This is a genomic window from uncultured Methylibium sp. (assembly GCF_902826655.1).
Taxonomy (GTDB): domain Bacteria; phylum Pseudomonadota; class Gammaproteobacteria; order Burkholderiales; family Burkholderiaceae_C; genus Methylibium.
The window spans coordinates 31,542-53,171 of sequence record NZ_CADEFR010000023.1; the positions used below are offsets into that span (position 1 = coordinate 31,542).

The 21,630-nt window shown below is 70.6% G+C and carries 21 protein-coding genes and 2 tRNA genes; 10 read left to right on the forward strand and 13 right to left on the reverse strand.

Translation table 11 applies throughout. The features are described 5' to 3' along the window. The first annotated feature begins 13 nt into the window (after positions 1 to 13). The 4 genes from QZV97_RS11405 to mltB are packed head-to-tail and all read left to right on the forward strand — an operon-like array spanning position 14 to position 5,167. Positions 14 to 934, forward strand: a complete 921-nt coding sequence (locus QZV97_RS11405) for a MoxR family ATPase (RefSeq protein WP_295641968.1) — start codon at positions 14 to 16, stop codon at positions 932 to 934. A 59-nt stretch (positions 935 to 993) separates the two neighbouring features. Further along, entirely contained in the window at positions 994 to 1,998 is a 1,005-nt protein-coding gene (locus tag QZV97_RS11410; RefSeq protein WP_295641970.1) for a DUF58 domain-containing protein, read from the forward strand. After that, positions 1,989 to 4,079, forward strand: a complete 2,091-nt coding sequence (locus QZV97_RS11415) for a DUF3488 and transglutaminase-like domain-containing protein (RefSeq protein ID WP_295641972.1) — start codon at positions 1,989 to 1,991, stop codon at positions 4,077 to 4,079. Before QZV97_RS11410 ends, QZV97_RS11415 begins: the two co-directional genes overlap by 10 nt. Next, the gene (mltB, locus tag QZV97_RS11420; RefSeq protein ID WP_295641974.1) at positions 4,076 to 5,167 is read left to right on the forward strand and encodes a lytic murein transglycosylase B; all 1,092 of its coding nucleotides are present in this window, start codon (positions 4,076 to 4,078) and stop codon (positions 5,165 to 5,167) included. The genes QZV97_RS11415 and mltB overlap by 4 nt, the downstream gene beginning before the upstream one ends. A gap of 19 nt (positions 5,168 to 5,186) precedes the next feature. Here mltB and QZV97_RS11425 read toward each other — a convergent pair whose 3' ends face one another. The 4 genes from QZV97_RS11425 to alaS form a co-directional block, all read right to left on the reverse strand. Then, positions 5,187 to 5,483: a hypothetical protein gene (locus QZV97_RS11425; protein ID WP_295641976.1), complete on the reverse strand. Its 297-nt coding sequence runs from the start codon at positions 5,481 to 5,483 to the stop codon at positions 5,187 to 5,189. 144 nt (positions 5,484 to 5,627) lie between these two features. Next, on the reverse strand, positions 5,628 to 5,981 hold the full coding sequence (locus QZV97_RS11430; RefSeq protein ID WP_295641978.1) for an HNH endonuclease signature motif containing protein: 354 nt from the start codon (positions 5,979 to 5,981) through the stop codon (positions 5,628 to 5,630). Between the two features lie 5 nt (positions 5,982 to 5,986). Continuing rightward, positions 5,987 to 6,529 carry a GNAT family N-acetyltransferase gene (locus QZV97_RS11435; RefSeq protein WP_295641980.1) on the reverse strand — a complete coding sequence of 181 codons (543 nt, stop codon included), beginning with the start codon at positions 6,527 to 6,529 and terminating at the stop codon, positions 5,987 to 5,989. 2 nt (positions 6,530 to 6,531) lie between these two features. Continuing rightward, on the reverse strand, positions 6,532 to 9,159 hold the full coding sequence (alaS, locus tag QZV97_RS11440) for an alanine--tRNA ligase (RefSeq protein ID WP_295641982.1): 2,628 nt from the start codon (positions 9,157 to 9,159) through the stop codon (positions 6,532 to 6,534). 154 nt (positions 9,160 to 9,313) lie between these two features. On the opposite strand from alaS, the gene QZV97_RS11445 reads away from it, so the two are divergent. Continuing rightward, a complete protein-coding gene (locus QZV97_RS11445) occupies positions 9,314 to 10,792 on the forward strand; it encodes an NAD-dependent succinate-semialdehyde dehydrogenase (protein ID WP_295641984.1) in 1,479 nt (492 codons plus the stop codon). Then, entirely contained in the window at positions 10,789 to 11,703 is a 915-nt protein-coding gene (locus QZV97_RS11450; RefSeq protein WP_295641986.1) for an aspartyl/asparaginyl beta-hydroxylase domain-containing protein, read from the forward strand. Before QZV97_RS11445 ends, QZV97_RS11450 begins: the two co-directional genes overlap by 4 nt. Before the next feature lie 4 nt (positions 11,704 to 11,707). On the opposite strand, the gene QZV97_RS11455 is transcribed toward QZV97_RS11450, so the two are convergent. From QZV97_RS11455 to cysS, 8 genes are all read right to left on the reverse strand, one after another. Then, positions 11,708 to 12,604, reverse strand: coding sequence for a GGDEF domain-containing protein (locus QZV97_RS11455; RefSeq protein WP_295641988.1), 897 nt, complete (start codon positions 12,602 to 12,604; stop codon positions 11,708 to 11,710). Between the two features lie 37 nt (positions 12,605 to 12,641). Then, positions 12,642 to 12,715, reverse strand: a tRNA-Gly gene (locus tag QZV97_RS11460). Between the two features lie 8 nt (positions 12,716 to 12,723). Further along, a tRNA-Ser gene (locus QZV97_RS11465) sits at positions 12,724 to 12,816 on the reverse strand. A 17-nt stretch (positions 12,817 to 12,833) separates the two neighbouring features. Continuing rightward, positions 12,834 to 14,105, reverse strand: coding sequence for an aspartate kinase (locus QZV97_RS11470; RefSeq protein ID WP_295641990.1), 1,272 nt, complete (start codon positions 14,103 to 14,105; stop codon positions 12,834 to 12,836). Between the two features lie 89 nt (positions 14,106 to 14,194). After that, positions 14,195 to 15,472, reverse strand: a complete 1,278-nt coding sequence (tilS, locus tag QZV97_RS11475) for a tRNA lysidine(34) synthetase TilS (protein ID WP_295641992.1) — start codon at positions 15,470 to 15,472, stop codon at positions 14,195 to 14,197. Between the two features lie 25 nt (positions 15,473 to 15,497). Further along, a complete protein-coding gene (locus QZV97_RS11480) occupies positions 15,498 to 16,472 on the reverse strand; it encodes an acetyl-CoA carboxylase carboxyltransferase subunit alpha (protein ID WP_295641993.1) in 975 nt (324 codons plus the stop codon). 56 nt (positions 16,473 to 16,528) lie between these two features. Beyond that, positions 16,529 to 17,182 carry a DNA-3-methyladenine glycosylase gene (locus QZV97_RS11485; RefSeq protein ID WP_295641995.1) on the reverse strand — a complete coding sequence of 218 codons (654 nt, stop codon included), beginning with the start codon at positions 17,180 to 17,182 and terminating at the stop codon, positions 16,529 to 16,531. 35 nt (positions 17,183 to 17,217) lie between these two features. After that, positions 17,218 to 18,603 (reverse strand): cysteine--tRNA ligase, encoded by a 1,386-nt coding sequence (gene cysS / locus QZV97_RS11490; RefSeq protein WP_295641997.1) that lies wholly within the window; start codon positions 18,601 to 18,603, stop codon positions 17,218 to 17,220. Positions 18,604 to 18,760: 157 nt separating this feature from the next. On the opposite strand from cysS, the gene QZV97_RS11495 reads away from it, so the two are divergent. Genes QZV97_RS11495 through QZV97_RS11510 form a run of 4 tightly spaced genes read left to right on the forward strand, consistent with a single transcriptional unit; the run spans position 18,761 to position 21,444 of the window. Then, positions 18,761 to 19,327: a peptidylprolyl isomerase gene (locus QZV97_RS11495; RefSeq protein WP_295641999.1), complete on the forward strand. Its 567-nt coding sequence runs from the start codon at positions 18,761 to 18,763 to the stop codon at positions 19,325 to 19,327. A gap of 1 nt (position 19,328) precedes the next feature. Continuing rightward, a complete protein-coding gene (locus QZV97_RS11500) occupies positions 19,329 to 19,832 on the forward strand; it encodes a peptidylprolyl isomerase (RefSeq protein ID WP_295642001.1) in 504 nt (167 codons plus the stop codon). 14 nt (positions 19,833 to 19,846) lie between these two features. After that, the gene (locus tag QZV97_RS11505; RefSeq protein WP_295642003.1) at positions 19,847 to 20,668 is read left to right on the forward strand and encodes a UDP-2,3-diacylglucosamine diphosphatase; all 822 of its coding nucleotides are present in this window, start codon (positions 19,847 to 19,849) and stop codon (positions 20,666 to 20,668) included. After that, positions 20,665 to 21,444 (forward strand): M90 family metallopeptidase, encoded by a 780-nt coding sequence (locus QZV97_RS11510; RefSeq protein ID WP_295642005.1) that lies wholly within the window; start codon positions 20,665 to 20,667, stop codon positions 21,442 to 21,444. The genes QZV97_RS11505 and QZV97_RS11510 overlap by 4 nt, the downstream gene beginning before the upstream one ends. Positions 21,445 to 21,447: 3 nt before the next feature. Here the strand turns inward: QZV97_RS11510 and QZV97_RS11515 are convergent. After that, a partial coding sequence (locus tag QZV97_RS11515) for a hypothetical protein (RefSeq protein WP_295642007.1) occupies positions 21,448 to 21,630 on the reverse strand: 183 nt, incomplete at its 5' end.

The window sequence follows — 21,630 nt, forward strand, 5'->3', positions numbered from 1 at the left end:
TATGGTGCGCGCCATGACTTTGCACGCCCAGCTTCACCGGCTCGTCGATCAGATCGCCACGATTATCGTCGGCAAGCGCCCGCAGATCGAAGACAGCCTGGCCTGCCTGCTGGCCGGCGGCCACCTGCTGATCGAGGACGTGCCCGGCGTCGGCAAGACCACGCTGGCCCACGCGCTGGCGGTGTCGCTGGGCCTGCGCTTCTCGCGCGTGCAGTTCACCGCCGACCTGATGCCCTCCGACCTGGTGGGCGTGTCGGTCTACGAGCGCGGCAAGGAGGCCTTCGTCTTCCACGCCGGGCCGGTGTTCGCCCAGGTGCTGCTGGCCGACGAGATCAACCGCGCCGGCCCCAAGACCCAGAGTGCGCTGCTCGAGGCGATGGAGGAGCACCAGGTCACGGTCGAGGGCGAGACGCGCCCGCTGCCGGCGCCCTTCTTCGTCATCGCGACGCAGAACCCGTCCGACCAGCTCGGCACCTACCCGCTGCCCGAGAGCCAGCTCGACCGCTTCCTGATGTGCATCACCCTCGGCTACCCCGACCGCGCCAGCGAACGTGCGCTGCTCGCCGGCCGGGACCGCCGCGAGATCATCCACGCGCTGCAGCCGGTGATGACGCCGGTCGAGCTGCAGGCGGCCCAGCAGGCCGTGCTGGCCGTGCACGCGAGCGACGCGCTGCTGGACTACCTGCAGGCCCTGATCGCCGCAACCCGCGACGGCCAGTGGTTCGTCGAAGGCCTGTCGCCGCGCGCCGGCATCGCGCTGCTGCGCGCCGCCAAGGCGCATGCCCTGCTCGACGCCCGCGACTACGTGGCGCCCGACGACCTGCAGGCCGTGCTGGCCCAGGCCGTCGCGCACCGCCTGATCCCCGTCGCCGGCGCGGGCCGCGGACGGCGCGAGCAGGTGCTGGCGATGGTCGAGGCAGTGGCGCTGCCTTGAAGGGCGGTCATCAGTGATCAGTGAGCCGTGAATGGTGATCCGTTGAAGGCAGAGCGGGCGTGATCGGATCACGGATCACCGATCACGGGTCACCGCGCCAGCGCGCGCAGGCGCGCTGGCGCGCGTGGTGGGACGCACGCCATCCGCGCCGCGACGTCCAGGAGCTGACGCAGCGCAACGTCTACATCCTGCCGACGCGCGCCGGCTGGGTCTTCGCGTTGACGCTCGGGGTGTTGCTGGTCGCGTCGATCAACTACCAGCTGAGCCTGGGCTATGTCCTGACCTTCCTGCTGGCCGGCAGCGCGGTGGTGGCGATGCACGTCACGCACAGCACGCTGCGCGGCCTGAACCTGCACCTGCGCCCGCCGCAGGCGGTGTTCGCCGGCGAGGCGGCGACGGTCGAGTGCGTGCTGGTCAGCATGGCGCCCCGCGCGCGCCACGGCATCGGCCTGCGGCTGGTCGAGTCCGAGCGGGCACCACACTGGAGCTGGACCGACGTGGCCGCCGGCGGACAGGCCACCGTCCGCCTCGGCTTCGTCGCGCCGCGACGCGGCCGGCAGGTGCTGCCGACGATCCGGCTCGAGACGCGCTTCCCGCTCGGCCTGTTCCGTGCCTGGAGCGACTGGCGCCCGGCCTCGATGCTGCTCGCCTGGCCGCGACCCGAGCGACCCGCGGCGCCGCTGCCCGCGGCACGCGCGATCGGCAGCGGCAGCACGACCGCGCGCCGCAGCGAGGGCGGCGAACTCGAGGGCATCCGCGGCTACCGGCGTGGCGACCCGTTGAAGCTGGTGGTCTGGAAGAAGGCTGCACGCGCGCTCGACACCGGCGGCGAACTCGTCAGCCGCGACACCAGCAGCGCCGCGCGCCACGAACTGTGGCTCGACTGGGCCACGACCGGCGCGCTGGCACCGGAGGACCGCCTCTCGCGCCTGAGCGCCTGGGTGCTGGCCGCCGAACGCAGCGGTGCCGACTGGGGCCTGCGGCTGCCCGGCCGTGAACTCGCGCCGGCGCAGGGCGAGGCGCACAAGCGGCAGGGGCTGGAGGTGCTCGCGCTATGGGCTTAGACCGCTGGACTTGGCCAGGTTGGCGGCACCTGCCGCGCGAGGCGCGCGACACGCTGTTCCTGCTGGCCGTCATCGCGTGGACCGTGCTGCCGCATGTCGGCCAGCTGCCGGTCTGGTGCACCGCGCTGACGGCGACGGTGCTGCTGTGGCGCGCCGCGCTCGCGGTGCGTGCCGCGCCGCTGCCCGGCCGCTGGGTCCTGGCCGGCGTGCTGGTCGTCGCGCTGGCGCTGACGCTCGCCAGCCATCGCACCCTGCTCGGCAAGGAGGCCGGCGTCACCCTGCTGGTGGTGCTGGTGGCGCTCAAGACGCTGGAGCTGCGGGCCCGGCGCGACGCTTTCGCGGTGTTCTTCCTCGGCTTCTTCCTGGTGCTCACGCACTTCCTGTACTCGCAGGCGCTGCCGATCGCCGCGGCGATGCTGGTGTCGGTCTGGGGCCTGCTGACGGCGCTGGTGCTGGCGCACATGCCGGTCGGCCAGCCCGGCCTGCGCCAGGCCGGGCTGCTGGCCGGGCGCTTCGCGTTGCTCGGCGCGCCGGTGATGGTGCTGCTGTTCGTGCTGTTCCCGCGCGTCGGCCCGCTGTGGGGCGTGCCCGGCGATGCCGGCGCGAAGACGGGGCTGTCGGGCGAGATGCGCATGGGCTTGATCGCCGAACTGGCATCCGACGACAGCATCGCGATGCGCGTGCGCGTGCTGTCGGGCTCGCCGCCGGCGCCGGAGTCGCTGTACTTCCGCGGGCCGGTGCTGTCGGCCTTCGACGGCACGACCTGGCGCGTCGGCCGACCGAGCTTCCCGGCACGCCTGCTGCCGCCGCTGAACCTGCGGCGTGAGGGCGAGCCGGTGGAAGTCGAGGTCACGCTCGAACCCCTGCGGCTGGCCAGCATCCCGACGCTGGAAGCCACGCCCGAGCTGCCGCCCATCGACGACGTGCGTGCCCTGCTGCGCGACGACCTGCACTGGGTCGCCGAGCGGCCGATCGTCGAGCGCATCCGCTACACCGCGAAATCCTGGCCGCGCTTCGCGCACGGACCGACCGATCCCGTCGTCGGACTGCAGGACGACCTGGACCTGCCTCCCGGCGCCAATCCGCGTACGCTGCAGTGGGCGGCCGCGCTGAGGCGCGAGCCGCGCTACGCGGAGGCCGACGCGAGCACGCTCGCCGCCGCGCTGATGCAGCGCATCCGCAACGAGGGCTACAGCTACACCCTCGCCCCCGGCACCTACGACGAGGACGGCAACGGCGACGGCGTCGACGAGTTCTGGCTCGATCGCAAGACCGGCTTCTGCGAGCACTTCGCCGCCGCGTTCGTCGTGGTGATGCGGGCGCTCGACGTGCCGGCGCGCATCGTCACCGGCTACCAGGGCGCCGAGCGGAACCCGGTCGACGGCAGCCTGGTGGTGCGCCAGAGCTATGCGCACGCCTGGGCCGAGTACTGGCAGCCGGGCGTGGGCTGGCTGCGCGCCGACCCGACGGCCGCCGTCGCGCCGGAGCGCATCGACCGCAGCCGGCCGCTGCGCCCGGCGCCCGGCTTCGTCGCCACGGCCTTCGGCGGTGTCGCCCCCGGCGCGCTGCTGCAGCTGCGCGTGCTGTGGGAAGCGGCGAACAATCGCTGGAACCAGTGGGTCCTGAACTACTCGCGCGGCTCGCAGCTCGACCTGCTGCGGCAGCTCGGCTACCAGTCGCCACGCTGGGAGGACGTGGCCCTGCTGCTGGCCGCGATGATCGCGGGCTTCGGCCTGGTCGGCGCGGCCTGGGCCTGGTGGGACCAGCGCCGCAGCGACCCCTGGCTGCGTGCCTACGCGCGCGTGCGGCGCGCCGCGGCGGCGCTCGGCCTGCCGGCCGGCGACGCCCTGCCGCCACGGTCGCTGGCCGCGACCCTGCGTGCGCGCTACGGCGCCGCAGCCGCAACGGCCGAGCAGGCACTGCACGAGCTGGAAGGTCTGCGCTACGCGCCCCACGGCGCACCGCGGACGGCACGCGCCGTCGCGGCCCGCGCACGGCGACTGGCCACCGACGCCGTCGGCGCGCTGCGCGAGCTGCCGCCCCCATCACCTGCCGCCCTTGTTGCCCGAGCTTCCCGATGACGACCCGCCTGCCGTTGCCCTCCCTGCTTGCCGCGCTGCTGGCGCTGACCGCTGCCCTGACGCCCACCGAGCTGTTCGCCGGCAAGGGACGCAAGACCAGCTCCGTCAACGATGCGCAGGCCGCCGAAGCCGTCGCCTACGGCCGCCGCGAGGACCTGATGGCGCTCGCCGCCGGCATCGCCGAGCGCCGCGCGCTCGACGCCGCCTGGGTCGAGTCGACCCTGGCGCAGGCCCGCTACGTGCCCAGCGTCGTGCGCCTGATGCAGCCGGCGCCGCCCGGCACGCCCAAGAACTGGGCCGCCTATCGCGCGCGCTTCGTCGAACCGGTGCGCATCCGCGCCGGCGTCGCGTTCTGGCGCGAGCACGAGCCCTGGCTGCGCGAGGCCGAGGCGCGCTTCGGCGTGCCGGCCGAAGTCGTCGTCGGCATCGTCGGCGTCGAGACGATCTACGGCCGGCACCCCGGCAACTACCGCGTGCTCGACGCGCTGGCCACGCTGAGCCTCGACTTCCCCAGGGACGCCCGACGCGACCGCAGCGCCTTCTTCCGCGACGAGCTCGAGGCCTTCCTGCTGCTGTGCCGCCAGCGTGACCACGACCCGCTCGCCCCCAGGGGCAGCTACGCCGGCGCGAGCGGCATGCCGCAGTTCATGCCCAGCTCGCAGCTGCGCTACGCCGTCGACTTCGACGGCGACGGGCGCATCGACCTCGACACCAGCGGAGCCGACGTGATCGGCTCGGTCGCCAACTACCTGGCGGTGTTCGGCTGGCAGCCGGGCCAGCCCACCCACTACGGCGTCAACGCACCGACCGACGTGAGTGATCGCGCGGCTCTGCTGCTGCCCGACATCCTGCCGAGCTTCAGCGCCGCGCAGTTCGCGGAACGCGGTGCGGTGCTCGACGCCGCCGGCCGCGACCATGCCGGCCCGCTGGCGCTGGTCGAGCTGCAGAACGGCGAGGCCGCGCCGAGCTACGTCGCCGGCACCCAGAACTTCTACGCGATCACGCGCTACAACTGGTCCAGCTACTACGCGATGGCCGTGATCGACCTGGGGCAGGCCGTCGCCGCCGTGGTCAGGTCGACGCGCTGAGCCCGTCGCCGACGACGGCTCAGTTCAGGTAGGCGGCGACCGAGGCCTCGACGCTGTTGCGGTCGGCGATCTCGTCGGCCACGACGGCGATCGTCGCCTCGCTCACGGCCGGCTCGATACGCACGCCGTCACTCGCCGGCAGTGCGGCGACCGGCGCGCGGTCCGCCTGCGCCATCGAAGGCCCGCCTTCGTCCGGCGCCGCCAGCAGCAGCGTGCCGACCAGGGAGGCCGTGACGCACCACGCGAAGAGCTGCGTCGCGTGCGCGCCGCGCCGCTCTCTCGGGGCCGCGCCCCACAGATGGAAGTTCCAGTTCATGTTCCGCTCCAGGATGCTGCCCACCGAACCATTCGGCGGGGTTCTCGGTATCACGGAGCGCGGCCGCCAAAGCGGACATCCGCCGCGCCCCTGGAAGCTGACAGGAGCCGCCGGAGTGGGGGCGAGGGGTGCTGCGCGCCGGCCTCAACGCCGTCGGCGCGGCCTGCGGTTGCGGTCGTAGAACTCCGGCGGCTTGCCGCGCAGCCAGTGCACGAAGGTGGCGATCTCCGGGTGCGCGCGCAGCGCGGTCCAGTCGCGGCGCTCGCTGGCCAGCTCGCGCTCGCTGAAGGTCGCGTGGATCTTGCGGTGGCAGATGCGGTGCAGCAGCGCCAGGTTGCCGGGTTCCGTGCGCCCACCCTCGCTGCGCGGCAGCAGGTGATGCTGGTCGGCCGACGGGCCGGGGGCGATCGCGCGGCCGCACAGGGGACAGTCGGGCACTGCCGCGGCCGGTGCGGCGCCGAAGGGCTCGCTGCCCCGCAGCCGGCGTTTGGCGACCACCGCGATCAGGCGCCGGGCAGGCGCGGCGGACTCGGGTGCAGGCGGGCCATCGCCAGCGCGTCGACATAGACGCCGTCGCGCAGCGCGAAGGCGCGGTGCGTGCCTTCGACCTCGAAGCCGAAGCGCCGATACAGCGCGATCGCGCGCGCGTTGTCGGCAAAGACCGTCAGCTCCAGCCGCAACACCTGCGCCCAGCGGTCGGCGTAGTCGCACAGCGCCTGCATCAACGCCGTGCCGACGCCCTGTGCCTGCGCGGTCGACAGCACGTTGATGCCCAGCATCATCGCGTGGCGTCGCCGCAGCGACGGCCCGACCGGATGCAGGCCGGCGCTGCCGACGACCTCGCCGCCGCATTCGGCGACCAGCAGCAGGTCCGCCTTGCCGGGCTGCTGGATGTCGGCCAGTTGGGTGGCCCAGCGCTCCTCGCTGGGATGGGGCAGCTGCAGCGTGCCGGGGTAGACGGCCGGGTCACCCAGGATGCGTGCCCACGCTGCAGCGTCCTTGGTCGTCGCGCGGCGCACCGTGATCGGCGACGACGCGGCGGCCATGCTCAGACCCGCTCGCCCACCCAGCCGACGACCGAGGCCAGGGCCTTCGGCAGGCCGGCCGCGTCGGTGCCACCGGCCATGGCGAGGTCCGGCTTGCCGCCGCCCTTGCCGCCGACCTGCTGGGCGACGAAGTTCACCAGCTCGCCGGCCTTGAGCTTGCCGACGCTGTCGGCGGTGACGCCGGCCGCGAGCTGGACCTTGCCGCCCTCGACGGCTGCCAGAACGATCGCGGCGGTCTTGAGCTTGTCCTTCAGCTTGTCCATGGTCTCGCGCAGGGCCTTGGCGTCGGCGCCGTCGAGCGTCGCCGCGAGCACCTTCAGGCCCTTGACGTCGACCGCCTTCGCCAGGAGCTCGTCGCCCTGCGAGGACGCGAGCCGGCCCTTCAGCGCGGCGAGTTCCTTCTCGAGCCCGCGCAGCTGCTCCAGCACCGCGGACACGCGCGCCGGCACCTCGGCGGGCGCGGCCTTCAGCGCCTGAGCCACGCCGCCCAGCTGCCCTTCGAGCGACTGCACCCAGGCCAGGGCGTTGTCGCCGGTGATCGCCTCGACGCGACGGATGCCGGCGGCCACGCCGCCCTCGGACACGATCTTGAACAGTCCGATGTCGCCGGTGCGCTGCACGTGCGTGCCGCCGCACAGCTCGCGGCTCGTGCCGATGTCGAGCACGCGCACCACGTCGCCGTACTTCTCGCCGAACAGCATCATCGCGCCGAGCTTCTGCGCGTCTTCCATCGGCACGACGCGCGCCTGCGTCTGCGCGTTCGCCAGGATCTCGGTATTGACCCTGGCCTCGACCTCGCGGATCTGCGCGTCCGTCATCGGCGCGTTGTGCGCGAAATCGAAGCGGGTGTGCTCGGCGTTGACCAGCGAGCCCTTCTGCTGCACATGCGCGCCCAGCACCTCGCGCAGCGCCTTGTGCATCAGGTGGGTGACGCTGTGGTTGCGCACGGTGCGCGCGCGCTGCACGCCGTCGACCTTGGCGGTGAAGACGTCGCCGACCCTGACCTCGCCCTCGGTCACGTGGCCGTGGTGGCCGAAGACATCGGCCTGGATCTTCTGCGTGTCCTCGACGACCACGCGCGTGCTGCCGTTGCGCAGCTCGCCGGCGTCGCCGACCTGGCCGCCGCTCTCGGCGTAGAAGGGCGTGTGGTCGAGCACGATGACGGCGTCGTCGCCGGCCTTGGCAGCGGACACCGGCGTGCCGTCCACGTAGACCGCGGTCACCTTCGCGCCTTCGTGCACCAGGTGCTCGTAGCCGTGGAAGGTGGTCGCGCTGCCGCTGTACTCCAGGCCGGCGGCCATCTTGAACTTGCCGGCGGCGCGCGCCTGCTCGCGCTGGCGCTGCATCGCGGCGTCGAAGCCGGCCTGGTCGACCGTCACGCCGCGCTCGCGGCAGACATCGGCGGTCAGGTCGAGCGGGAAGCCGTAGGTGTCGTGCAGCTTGAAGGCGGTCTCGCCGTCGATCGTCCTGGCCCCGCCGGCAAGCGCGGCTTCCAGGATCTCCATGCCGTTGGCAATCGTCTGGAAGAAGCGCTCCTCCTCCTGCCGCAGCACCTCGGTCACGCGCGCCTCGGCCTGCCGCAGCTCGGGGTAGGCCTCGCCCATCTGCACGACCAGCTCACCCACCAGCTTGTGGAAGAAGGGTTTGCGCGCGCCGAGCTTGTAGCCGTGGCGGATGGCGCGACGGGTGATACGGCGCAGCACGTAGCCGCGGCCCTCGTTGCCCGGGATCACGCCGTCGACGATGGTGAAGCTGCAGGCGCGGATGTGGTCGGCGATGACCTTCAGCGATGGCGACTCCTTGTCGCAGTCCCCGGCACCGGCGCCGTCCACCGCCTTCTTCGCCGCCGCCAGCAGCGCGACGAACAGGTCGATCTCGTAGTTGCCGTGCACATGCTGCAGCACCGCGGTGATGCGCTCCAGGCCCATGCCGGTGTCCACGCTGGGCTTGGGCAGCTTGTGCATCACCCCCGCCTCGTCGCGGTTGAACTGCATGAAGACGTTGTTCCAGATCTCGATGTAGCGGTCGCCGTCCTCGTCCGGGCTGCCCGGCGGGCCACCGGGGATGCCCTCGCCATGGTCGTAGAAGATCTCGGTGCACGGGCCGCAGGGGCCGGTGTCTCCCATCATCCAGAAGTTGTCCGAGGCGTAGCGCGCGCCCTTGTTGTCGCCGATGCGCACGATGCGCTCGGCCGGCACGCCCACTTGCTTGTTCCAGATCTCGTAGGCCTCGTCGTCCTCGGCGTAGACGGTGACCCAGAGCTTGTCCTTGGGCAGCTTGAAGACCTCGGTCAGCAGCTCCCAGGCATAGGCGATCGCATCCTTCTTGAAGTAATCGCCGAAGCTGAAGTTGCCCAGCATCTCGAAGAAGGTGTGGTGACGCGCGGTGTAGCCCACGTTCTCGAGATCGTTGTGCTTGCCGCCGGCGCGGATGCACTTCTGCGCGGTGGTCGCACGCACATAGCTGCGCTTGTCGAAGCCCAGGAAGACATCCTTGAACTGATTCATCCCGGCGTTGGTGAACAGCAGCGTCGGGTCGTCGCCCGGCACGACCGGGCTCGAGGCCACGATGGTGTGGCCCTTGGACTCGAAATACTTCAGGAACGCGGTGCGGATCTCGGAGGCTTTCATGCGGGGCTCGTTCGGGGTTCAAGCGCGCGGCGATGCCGTCGTGCGAGGTGCGCCAAGTGCTTGATTCAGCAAGTTTTTTCATTATAGGTTTGGAGTCCTTATGGGTGCCGCGGTCGAGGGTCGGCGCTTATCATTTGCGCCTGAGGAGATCGCCATGGACATGAAGACCTCGCCGCTGGCGCTGCTGGCCGATGCGACGCTGCTGAAGACCGACGCGCTGATCGACGGCGCCTGGGCGGGTGGTCGCAGCCGCTTCGCCGTGACCGACCCGGCGACCGGCCTCGAACTGGCCCAGGTGCCCAACCTGGGTGCCACCGATGCCGAGGCCGCAATCGCCGCCGCCGACAAGGCCTGGCCGGCCTGGCGCGGCAAGACGGCCAGGGAGCGCGGTGCGATCCTGATGAAGTGGTTCCACCTGCTGCACCAGCACGCCGACGACCTGGCCCGCATCATGACCGCCGAGCAGGGCAAGCCGCTGGCCGAGGCCAAGGGCGAGGTCGGCTACGGTGCGAGCTTTCTCGAGTGGTTTGCCGAGGAGGCCAAGCGCGTCTACGGCGAGACGGTGCCGACCACCGACAACAACAAGCGCTACCTCGTCATCAAGCAGGCGATGGGCGTGTGCGCGGCGATCACGCCGTGGAACTTCCCGATCGCGATGATCACGCGCAAGGTGGCGCCGGCGCTGGCCGCAGGCTGCACCGTGGTCATCAAGCCGGCCGAGCAGACGCCGCTGTCGGCGCTGGCGGTGGCCGAGCTGGCGCAGCGCGCCGGCATGCCGGCCGGCGTGCTCAACGTGCTGACGGCCGACGCCGAGAACTCGATCGCGATCGGCAAGGTCCTGTGCAGCAGCGACACCGTGCGGCATCTGTCGTTCACCGGCTCCACCGAGGTCGGCCGCATCCTGGCCGCGCAGTGCGCGCCGACGATCAAGAAGCTGAGCCTGGAGCTCGGCGGCAACGCGCCCTTCATCGTCTTCGACGACGCCGACATCGACAGCGCCGTCGAGGGCGCGATGGTCAGCAAGTACCGCAACGCCGGCCAGACCTGCGTGTGCGCGAACCGCCTCTACGTGCAGGAAGGCGTCTACGACGCCTTCGTCGAGAAGCTGGCCGCCAGGGCGAAGACGATCAAGGTCGGCAACGGCTTCGAGAGCGGCGTGAGCCAGGGCCCGCTGATCGACGGCCCCGCCATCGCCAAGGTCGAACGGCACGTGGCCGACGCGCTGGCCAAGGGTGCGAAGCTGCTGGCTGGCGGCCGGAAGATCGGCGACGCCTTCTACGAACCCACGGTGCTGGCCAACGCGACCAGCGACATGCTGTGCGCCCGCGAGGAGACCTTCGGTCCGGTCGCGCCGGTGTTCCGCTTCAAGACCGAGGCCGAGGTCGTTGCGCTGGCCAATGCCACCGAGTTCGGGCTGGCCAGCTACTTCTACAGCCGCGACGTCGGCCGCATCTTCCGCGTCGGCGAGGCGCTGGAGTACGGCATGGTCGGCGTCAACACCGGGCTGATCTCGACCGCCGAGGTGCCCTTCGGCGGCGTCAAGCAGTCGGGCCTGGGGCGCGAGGGCTCGCACCACGGCATCGACGACTACGTCGAGATCAAGTACCTCTGCCTGGGCGATATCCAGAAATGAGCTTCTCGCTCGAACCGCGCCACTGGGTGCTGATCGTCTTCCTGGCGTCGGCGCTCTTCATCCACTTCCGTGGCAAGGTGCGCTTCCCGCTGAAGCGGGCGCTGGACTTCACCATCGTGCTGGCACCGGTCAACGCGCTGATGTACCTGTTCTCGCGCGTGCCGGCCAAGGCCTACCTCGACCCGCGCGACTTTCCCGAGCTGGCGCCGCTGCAGGCGAACTGGCAGACGATCCGCGACGAGGCGCTGCGTCTCAACGACGACGGCCAGATCCGCGCCGCGGCGAGCTACAACGACATCGGCTTCAATTCCTTCTTCCGCACCGGCTGGAAGCGCTTCTACCTGACCTGGTACGGCAAGGACCTCGCCAGCGCCGACGCGCTGTGTCCGCAGACGGTGGCGCTGCTCAAGAGCATCCCGACGATCAAGGCGGCGATGTTCGCGTCGCTGCCGCCCGGGGCCACGCTGGTGCGGCATCGCGATCCGTACGCCGGCTCGCTGCGCTACCACCTCGGCCTGACGACGCCCAACGACCCCGGCTGCTTCATCGAGGTCGACGGCCAGCGCTACCACTGGAAGGACGGCGAGCCGGTGATGTTCGACGAGACCTTCATCCACCACGCGGCCAACGAGACCCAGTCGCAGCGCGTGGTGCTGTTCTGCGACGTCGAGCGGCCCCTGTACGCCGCACCGGTGCGCTGGTTCAACCGCTTCTTCGCCACCCACGTGATGGCCGCGGCGTCGTCGCAGAACGAAGAAGGCGATCAGCCGGTCGGCGCGATCAACAAGTTCTTCTTCTACGCCTACCAGCTGCGGCTCAAGGCCAAGGCCCTGAAGGCCAGCCACCGGCAGGTCTACTACGCCGGCAAGTGGCTGCTGATCGTCGGCCTGCTGTGGCTGCTGTTCTTCTGAACAGCTAGTCGGCGGCCTCGTCGTTGGCCGCGCTGGCCGGGCCGCGCTCGACGATGTTGGCAAAGCCCGCACGGCCGATCGCGACCGCCCCCGCGGCGCCGGCAAAGGCCAGCCGCAGCAGGGTCTGCGCATCCTTGCCCTGCTCGGGGTAGTGCGCGATGCCCACGCTGGCGGCGACCGCGAGTTCACGGTCGACCACGCGCAGCGGACGCTGCAGGGCCCGCACGAGCTTGGCACCGACCCGCTCGGCGGCGGCCGGCGCGTCGATCCACGCCAGCAGCGCCGCGAAGGCATCGCTCCCGATCGAGGCCACGACGTCACTGGCACGCAGCGATGCTCGCAAGCGCACCGCCAGCTTGCGGCGCAAGGCGCCGGCCGCCGCCGGACCGAGCGCCGCCTCGGCACTGGCCAGACCCTCGATGCGCAGCACCAGCAAGGCCATCGGCCCGGGCGCCCGTTCGCGCAGCGCGAGCAGGTGGTTCATGTGCTCGAGCAGCTGCGCCTGGTTCGGCAGCCCGGTCGCCAGGTCGGTGGCGTAGGCCTTGCGCGCCTCGCGCTCGATGCGATTGCGCAGCACGGCCTGGTGGATCGCGCGTTGCAGCGCGCCGGGGCTCGCGTCGGCCGTCGCGAGCACGGCCTGGACGCCGCGGGCCAGCAGGTCGACAGCGAGCTCCGGGGTCGGCGCGTCGGTCACCAGCAGCACCGCTGCATCGAGACACGCCTGCGACAGGCCCGGCCAGGTCGCGAGCGACGCCGCTGCGTCGGCCTGCACGATCAGCACCGCGTCGAAGACCGTGCCGGCGAGCCGCGCCGTGGCTTCGCCCAGCGTTGCGCAGACGGCTTCAGGCTGCAGCCCGGCAGGGACCGGGCCGACGACGAGGAGCGGGGAATCGGCAGACATGCAGGCCGGACGGCTGGGAAGACAGGGGCCTCGATGCTGGAGCGGGCGATGGGAATCGAACCCACGTCTTGAGCTTGGGAAGCTCAGGTCCTGCCATTGAACGACGCCCGCAGGTCAGGTGGCGGAGACGAAGGGATTCGAACCCTTGATGGAGTTTTAAGCCCCATACTCCCTTAGCAGGGGAGCACCTTCGGCCACTCGGTCACGTCTCCTGAGCCAGCGCTGCGGATTATGCCGCAGCGGGCTGGTCCAGATCGAAAGCCTTGTGCAGGGCGCGCACCGCGAGTTCCATGTACTTCTCGTCGATCACGACGGAGGTCTTGATCTCGGAGGTCGAGATCATCTGGATGTTGATGCCCTCTTCCGACAGCGTGCGGAACATCGTGCTGGCCACGCCGGCGTGGCTCTTCATGCCGATGCCGACGATGCTGACCTTGCAGATCTTCGGGTCGCCGCTGACCTGGGCCGCGTGGGTGGCCGGCTGCACGCTGGTCTTCAGCAGTTCGAGCGTGCGCGCGTAGTCGTTGCGATGCACGGTGAAGCTGAAGTCCGTCTTGCCGTCATGCGAGACGTTCTGGATGATCACGTCGACGTCGATGTTGGCATCGGCCACCGGCCCCAGGATCTGGTACGCGATGCCCGGCTTGTCGGGCACGCCCAGCACGGTGATCTTGGCCTCGTCGCGGTTGAAGGCGATGCCCGACACGATGGCTTGTTCCATGTTCTCGTCTTCCTCGAAAGTGATCAGGGTGCCGGACTTGGCCTCGACCTCGAGCGGGATGTCCCAGTCGGTGAAGCTCGACAGCACCCGGGTCGGCACGCGGTACTTGCCGGCGAACTCCACCGAGCGGATCTGCAGCACCTTGGAGCCCAGGCTCGCCATCTCCATCATCTCCTCGAAGCTGATGGCCGACAGGCGCCGCGCCTCGGGGACGACGCGCGGATCGGTGGTGTAGACGCCGTCGACGTCGGTGTAGATCAGGCACTCGGCGGCCCTCAGCGCGGCCGCGACCGCGACCGCCGAGGTGTCCGAGCCGCCGCGGCCCAGGGTCGTGATGTGTCCGTCACCGTCGATGCCCTGGAAGCCGGTGATGACGACCACCTTGCCGGCGGCCAGGTCGGCACGCACGCGGACGTCGTCGATGCTCTCGATGCGGGCCTTGGTGTAGGCGCTGTCGGTGCGCACCGGGACCTGCCAGCCGGTGTAGCTGACCGCATCCATGCCCTCGGCCTGCAGCGCGATCGCCAGCAGGCCGACCGACACCTGCTCGCCGGTCGAGGCGATCATGTCCAGCTCGCGCGCCAGCGAAGCGCTGTGCGACGACGGCGACAGCTCCTTCGCCAGGCCGAGCAGGCGATTCGTCTCGCCGCTCATCGCGGACGGAACGACCACCATCTGGTGGCCGGCGCGCGCCCATTTGGCGACGCGCTTGGCGACATTGCGGATGCGCTCGGTCGAGCCCATCGACGTGCCGCCGTACTTGTGAACGATCAATGCCATGCGGGGGTTGCGGCGCCTTGGCTTTGGACGGGATGTCCCGCGCCGCGAACCGCGCATTTTAGCGGGCCGCTCGTGCGGGCCTGCACCGTTCAGGCCGGGTCGGCGTCCTGCCAGCTCAGCGCCATCTGGCGCGTGCCGGGGGCCGCCAGAGCGCGCGCGTCGATGCCCAGGCCGGGCACGAACAGCAACCGCCCCCCCGCGTCGTGCAGCAGCGGCCCCTGGCGCGACCACTCGGGCACGGCCCGGGCCTGGAACTGCTTCTTCAAGCTGCGCGGTGGCCGGCCCGGGGCCAGCTGGAAGCGCTCGGCGCCCTGGCGTGGCAGCAGCTGCAGCGCGGCCAGTCGTTCCAGCGCGACGCCGCCCTCGCGGACGGCCTTCACGACCAATACCCCGCCCCAACCGGGCAAGGCGTAGCGGCCGGCACGACCGATCGACAGCGCCGTCTCCTGCGTCTGCGTGTTCGCCATCGACGCGCGCTCGAAGCGCAGGCGGCCGCGGTAGCGCCGCAACTCGCCGCCCTGGAGCGCCCACCGGGCGGCACCCGGCGCCGGCAGCTCGGCCATCAGCCGCTCGACGTCGCTGGCCTTCACGGTCCGGGCGCCAGCCGCCCTCAGCCAGGCCCGCAAGGCGTGCACCGCACGGTGCGGCGGCAAGCTTCGCCAGGCCGCCAGGTCGAGCCCCTTCGCATCGGCGCAGCGCCCCAGGTCCTCGATCGCCAGGTCGGCGATGCCGGCCGCGGCCTGCGCTGCCCAGGTGGCCGCGTCGGCCAGTGTTGCCTCGGCCTGCGGGAACGCGGCCGCGAGCGCCGGCCAGACCTGCAGGCGCAGGCGATTGCGGGCGAAGCGCGGGTCGTCGTTGCTGTCGTCGTCGATGTGGCGCAGCCGGTGGCGCTTCAGGTAGCCCTCGATGGCGGCTCGCGGCCGGGCCAGCCAGGGGCGAGCCCAGGTGATGCCGTCGCGCTCGACCTGCGCCGGCATGCCGGCCAGTCCGGCGACGCCCGCGCCACGCAGTCCCTGCAACAGCAGCGTCTCGGCCTGGTCGCGCCGGTGGTGCGCCAGCAGCACCAGCCGCGTGCCCTGCTCCAGCGCCATGGTGCGCAGGGCGGCGTAGCGGGCACGTCGGGCCAGCGCCTCGAGGCTGTCGCCGCGGCGCGGCATCAGCTGGACATGGGCGGCGTGGAAGCTGACCGGCAGACCCCGTTGCGCCCATCGTTCGCACTGGGTCGCGCAATGAGCGAGCCACTCGTCGGCGTGGGTGCTCAGGCCGTGATGCACGTGCAGCGCGTGCACCTGCAGGCCGAGTTCGGCCGCGGCCTTCAGCGTCGCGTGCAGCAGCGCGGTCGAGTCGCGGCCGCCGCTGTAGGCCACCGCGACGGACCGGGCCGGAGGCGCCTCAGCGCTCCTTGGTGTCGGTGAAGCGGCCGTAGCTCTTCAGGCGCTCGTAGCGCTGGTTCAGCAGCTCGCGCGGCTTGAGGTCGGCGACCTGGCGCAGCGCGTCGTTCAACGCCCTCTTCAGGTAGACCGCCATCTGCGCGGGATCGCGATGCGCACCGCCGACCGGCTCGTTGACGATCTTGTCGACCAGGCCCAGGGCCTTGAGGCGGTGCGCGGTGATGCCCATCGCCTCGGCGGCCTCGCTGGCGCGCTCGGCAGTCTTCCACAGGATCGATGCGCAGCCCTCGGGCGAGATCACCGAGTAGACCGAGTACTGCAGCATCAGCACCTGGTCGCCGACGCCGATGGCCAGCGCGCCGCCCGAACCGCCCTCGCCGATGATGGTGGCGATGATCGGCACCTCGAGTTGCGCCATCTCGAAGATGTTGTGCCCGATGGCCTCGGACTGGCCGCGTTCCTCGGCGCCGATGCCGGGGTAGGCGCCCGGCGTGTCGACGAAGGTGAAGAGCGGCAGCCCGAACTTCTGCGCCAGCTTCATCAGGCGCAGCGCCTTGCGGTAGCCCTCGGGCCGGCTCATGCCGAAGTTGCGCGCCGCGCGCTCCTTGGTGTCGCGGCCCTTCTGGTGCCCCAGCACCATGCAGGCCTGGCCGTTGAAGCGCGCCAGGCCGCCGACGATGCTCTGGTCGTCGGCGAAGGCGCGGTCGCCGTGCAGCTCCTGGAAGTCGGTGAAGACCTGGCCGATGTAGTCGAGCGTGTAGGGCCGCTGCGGATGGCGCGCGATCTGCGTCACCTGCCAGGGGTTCAGGCTCGAGTAGATGTCCTTGGTGAGCTGCTGACTCTTCTTGGACAGGCGGTCGATCTCCTCGGAGATGTCGACGGCCGACTCGCTCTGCACATAGCGCAGCTCGTCGATCTTGGTTTCGAGTTCGGCGATCGGCTGCTCGAACTCGAGAAAGTGCTTCTTGATGCTCATCCCGAACGATCCTTTCGCTGGAAAGGTGGGCGCATTGTGGCCCAAGCGGCACGCGCTCAGTAGGCCACCGGCAGCGGGTCCAGGCTGCGCCAGAGATACCAGGTGGCCACCGAGCGGAACGGTGCCCAGGCGTCACCGACCTCGCGCGCCTCGTTGCGCGTCACCGGCTCGCCGCTGAAGTAGTTGAGGCTGATGCCCTTCATCAGGCCCAGGTCGTCGAGCGGCAGCACGTTGGGCCGCATCAGGTGGAAGATCAGGAACATCTCGGCGGTCCAGCGGCCGATGCCGCGGATCGCCACCAGTTCGTCGACGATGGCCTCGTCATCCATCGAATCCCAGGCCCTGACATGCACCGTGCCGGCGTCGAAGTGCCCGGCCAGGTCGCGCAGGTACTCGACCTTGCGCGTCGACAGCCCGGCCGTGCGCATCGCCTGGGTGTCCAGCGCCAGCACGTCGGTCGGCGACACGCGCGCCAGCGCGCCGCCCATCAGCGCGGCGAAGCGGTCCCACACCGACTGCGCGGCAGGCACCGAGATCTGCTGGCCGACGATCGAGCGCGCCAGTGTCGTGAACGCGTCGCCGCGGCTTTCGAGCCGGCCCTCGCCGAACTGCGGGATCAGCTTGCGCATCACGCGGTCGCGCTTGGCGAGGTGCTTGCACGCCTCGTCCCAGTAGGCGGGCGTGACGAGGCCGGAACCGCGGGGCGACATGGCGATGGGCGTGAAGCGCTCGGACGCGGTCGGCCTCAGGCCTTGACCCAGGTCGTGCCGGCGGGCGTGTCCTTCAACACGATGCCTTCGGCCGCCAGCGCGTCGCGGATGCGGTCGGACTCGATGAAGTCCCGGGCCGCCTTGGCGGCCGCCCGCGCGGCGATCTGCGCGGCGATGCGTGCCTCGTCGACAGCGGCGCCACCCTGCAGGTACTGCGCCGCCGACTGCTGCAGCAGGCCGAGCGTGCCGCCGAGCGCCCGCAACAGGGCGGCCGCCGGCGCCGACCGCGTGCGGTTCACTTCGCCGGCCAGGTCGAACAGGACCGACACGGCGATCGGCGTGTTGAAGTCGTCGTCCATCGCCGCCTTGAAGCGCGCGGCGTAAGGCTCGCTCCAGTCGACCGCCACGCCGGCGGCATCCGCACCCTCGAGCGCCGTGTAGAGCCGCCGCAGGCCGTTGCGGGCATCGTCGAGTCCGGCATCGCTGAAGTTGAACGGACTCCGGTAGTGCACGCGCAGCATGAAGAAGCGGATCGTCTCGCCGTCGTAGCGCTTCAGCACATCGCGGATGGTGAAGAAGTTGCCCAGCGACTTGGACATCTTCTCGTCGTCGACATTGAGGAAGCCGTTGTGCAGCCAGTACTTGACGAAGCTGTGGCCCGTGCCCAGATGGAAGGCGCCGTCGCTCTGCGCGATCTCGTTCTCGTGGTGCGGGAACTGCAGGTCCATGCCGCCGCCGTGGATGTCGAAGCGCTCGCCGAGGAGCGCGTGGCTCATCGCCGAGCATTCGATGTGCCAGCCCGGTCGACCGGCGCCGAAGGGCGCGTCGTACTTCGCGTCGGCCGGCTCCTCGGGCTTGGCGGCCTTCCACAACACGAAGTCCAGCGGATCGTCCTTGCCCTCCAGCACGGCCACGCGTTCGCCGGCACGCAGCTGGTCGATCGACTTGCCGGACAGGCGGCCATAGCCGGGGAACTTGCGCACCGCGTAGTTCATGTCGCCGCTGTCGCCGCGGTAGGCCAGGCCTTTGCGCTGCAGCGTCTCGATCAGTCCGATCATGCCGCCGACGTGATCGGTCGCGCGCGGCTCGTGGTCGGGCTTCTCGATGCCGAGCGCCGCGAAGTCCTGGTGCATCGCCGCCGTCATCTCGTCGGTCAGCGCGCGGATCGTGATGCCACGGTCGAGGGCGCGCCTGATGATCTTGTCGTCGATGTCGGTGATGTTGCGCACATAGGTGACGCGGTAGCCGCTGATCCTGAGCCAGCGCTGCACCATGTCGAACACGATGTTCATGCGCGCGTGCCCGACGTGGCACAGGTCGTAGACCGTGATGCCGCACACGTACATGCGGACCTCGCCGGGCACGACGGGCTCGAAGGCCTCGACGGTGCGGGTCAGGGTGTTGTGCAGTCGCAGGCTCATCGATCGGGGCGGCGAGGCGGTGGCGTCAGGCGGCAGCCGACGGTCGGAGCGACGCAGTATAGCCAGCAGCCCCTGCGCAGCACCCCGGGTTTGGATCGGTGGACAATAGCGGCAGCGCGTCGTTGCCGCACGACGCAGGACCGCTGGAGACCCACGCATGAACCGTCGAATCTGGCCCGTCGCGGCCGCCGTCGCAATGGCACTGGCGGTGCCATTCGCCGCCTTCGCGCAGAAGGTGAAGCTCGCCACCACCGAGGGCGACATCGTGCTGCAACTCGATCGCGAGAAAGCGCCGAAGACCGTCGACAACTTCATCACCTACGTCAAGGCCGGCCACTACGACGGCACCGTGTTCCACCGCGTGATCCCGACCTTCATGGTGCAGGGCGGCGGCATGGACAAGGAGCTGAACGAGAAGAAGACGCGACCGCCGATCCCGCTGGAGAGTCGCAACGGCCTGAAGAACGAGCGCGGTACCGTCGCGATGGCACGCACGTCCGACCCGGACTCGGCGACCTCGCAGTTCTTCATCAACGTGCAGGACAACGTCTTCCTCGACCAGCCGACCTCGCGCGACGGTAACGGCTACGCGGTCTTCGGCAAGGTGGTCGCCGGCATGGACGTCGTCGACAAGATCAAGGCCGTACCGACCGGCAACAAGGGCATGCACCAGAACGTGCCGCTCACCCCCATCACCATCAAGAAGGCATCGTTGGAGAAATGACATGACCAAGACCGTCGAACTGCACACCACGCTGGGCCTCATCCGCGCCGAACTCGACGACGCCAAGGCGCCGGCCACGGTGGCCAACTTCCTGTCGTACGTGAAGGCCGGCCACTACGACGGCACGGTGTTCCACCGGGTCATCAAGGGCTTCATGGTCCAGGGCGGCGGCTTCGAGCCCGGCCTGAACCAGAAGCCCACCCAGGCGCCGATCGCCAACGAGGCCGGCAACGGCCTGAAGAACGACAAGTACACGCTGGCGATGGCGCGCACCAACGCGCCGCACTCGGCGACAGCGCAGTTCTTCATCAACGCGACCAACAACGACTTCCTGAACTTCCGGTCCGAGAGCCCGCAAGGCTGGGGCTATGCGGTGTTCGGCAAGGTCGTCGACGGCGCCGACGTGGTCGACAAGATCGAGGCGGTGCGCACCGGTCGCCAGGGGGGGTACGACGACGTGCCGGTCGAGGACGTGCTGATCACGCGCGCCGTCGAAGTCGGCTGAGCGGGTCCGGCGCCGTGCCGCAGTTCGCCGCGCCGCCGGGCAGCGTGCTGCCGCAGTTCTGGGAGTTCGAGGCCCCGGACGAATGGCGGGCCATCGACTTCATCTCCGACCTGCACCTGCAGGCCTCGCATCCGCGCACCTTCGCGGCCTTCGCCACGCATCTGCGCGAGACGAAGGCCGATGCGGTCTTCATCCTCGGCGATCTGTTCGAGGCCTGGGTCGGCGACGACGCCCGGCACGGCGGCTTCGAGGCCGAAGTCACCGAGGTCCTGCAGGACGCCGCAGCGCGGCGCAGCCTGGCCTTCATGGCGGGCAACCGCGACTTCCTGGTTGGTGCCGATCTGCTGCGCGCCTGCGGCATCATGGCGCTGTCCGATCCGACGGTGCTGCGCGCCTTCGGCGAGCGCGTCCTGTTGACCCACGGCGACGCGCTCTGCCTCGAGGACATCGACTACCAGCGCTTTCGCGCCGAGGTGCGCACCGAGGCGTGGCGCAGCGCCTTCCTCGCGCGTCCGCTGGCGGCGCGCCACGCGCTGGCAGCGCAGATGCGCGAGGCCAGCATGCAGCACCAGAGCGCGCAACGGCCCGAGACCTGGGCCGAACTGGACACCGGCACCACGGTCCAGTGGATGCACGAGGCGGGAACGCCGCTGATGGTGCATGGCCACACACACCGCCCGGGCTCGCAGCAACTGGCTCCCGGCTACCAGCGCGAGGTCCTGACCGACTGGGAACTCGACGGCAACGGCCCGCCGCGAGCCGGCGTGTTGCGCCTCAGCGCGCGCGGTTTGCAACGCCTCGCGCCGGCCGGCCGCGCGCTCGCGGACCGCGCGTGATCGCCCGCTGGTGGCACCGGCGCCGCGAGGCGCGCGCGCTGCGCACGCGGGCCATCCCGCCGAGCCTGTGGGATGCCACGTTGCTGCGGTATCCCTTCCTCCAGCGCCTGGACGCCGACCGCCGCGAGCGGCTGCATCGCATGGCGACCCTCTTCCTGGACGGCAAGCGGTTCTCCACCACCGGCGAGCTCGAGCTCAGCGACGAGATCGCCGTCGCGATCGCCGCGCAGGCCTGCCTGCCGATCCTGGAATTGGAGCTGGGCCTGTCGGCCTACGACGGCTTCGTCGGCATCGTCGTCCATCCGGACGAGGTGCTTGCGCAACGCGAGCACATCGACGAGGACGGCGTCGTGCACCGCTACGAGGAGGTGCTGGCCGGCGAGGCGATGGAGGGCGGGCCGGTGATGCTGTCCTGGCGCGACGTCGCCGACGCGGGCCTGACCGCGGAGCAGGGCTACAACGTGGTGATCCACGAGTTCGTGCACGTGCTCGACATGGCCGATGGCGCGATCGACGGCGTGCCTCCGCTGCGCGATCGCGGGGCCCGTGCGCACTGGCGCCAGGTCATGGACGCCGCCTACCGGCGCTTCTGCCTGGCCCTCGACGAGGGTCGGGACAGCTTCCTCGACCCCTACGGCGCCGAAGCGATCGAGGAGTTCTTCCCCGTCGCGGCCGAGGCCTTCTTCGTCGCACCGGCCGCACTGCGCGACGAGCAGCCCGCGTTGTACGAGCTGTTCGTCGGCTACTTCAGGCAGGACCCCGCGGCCCGGCCCTAGGCGTCAGTCGGCGGTGGCCGGCTCGGCCTTGGGCTTGTCGCTCTTCTTGCTGGGCGTGATGTCGAGCACGGGCTGGCCCTCGGCGTCGATGTCCACCGTGAGGCGGCCGCCGTCGACCAGGCGACCGAACAGCAGCTCGTCGGCCAGCGCGCGGCGGATCGTGTCCTGGATCAGGCGCTGCATCGG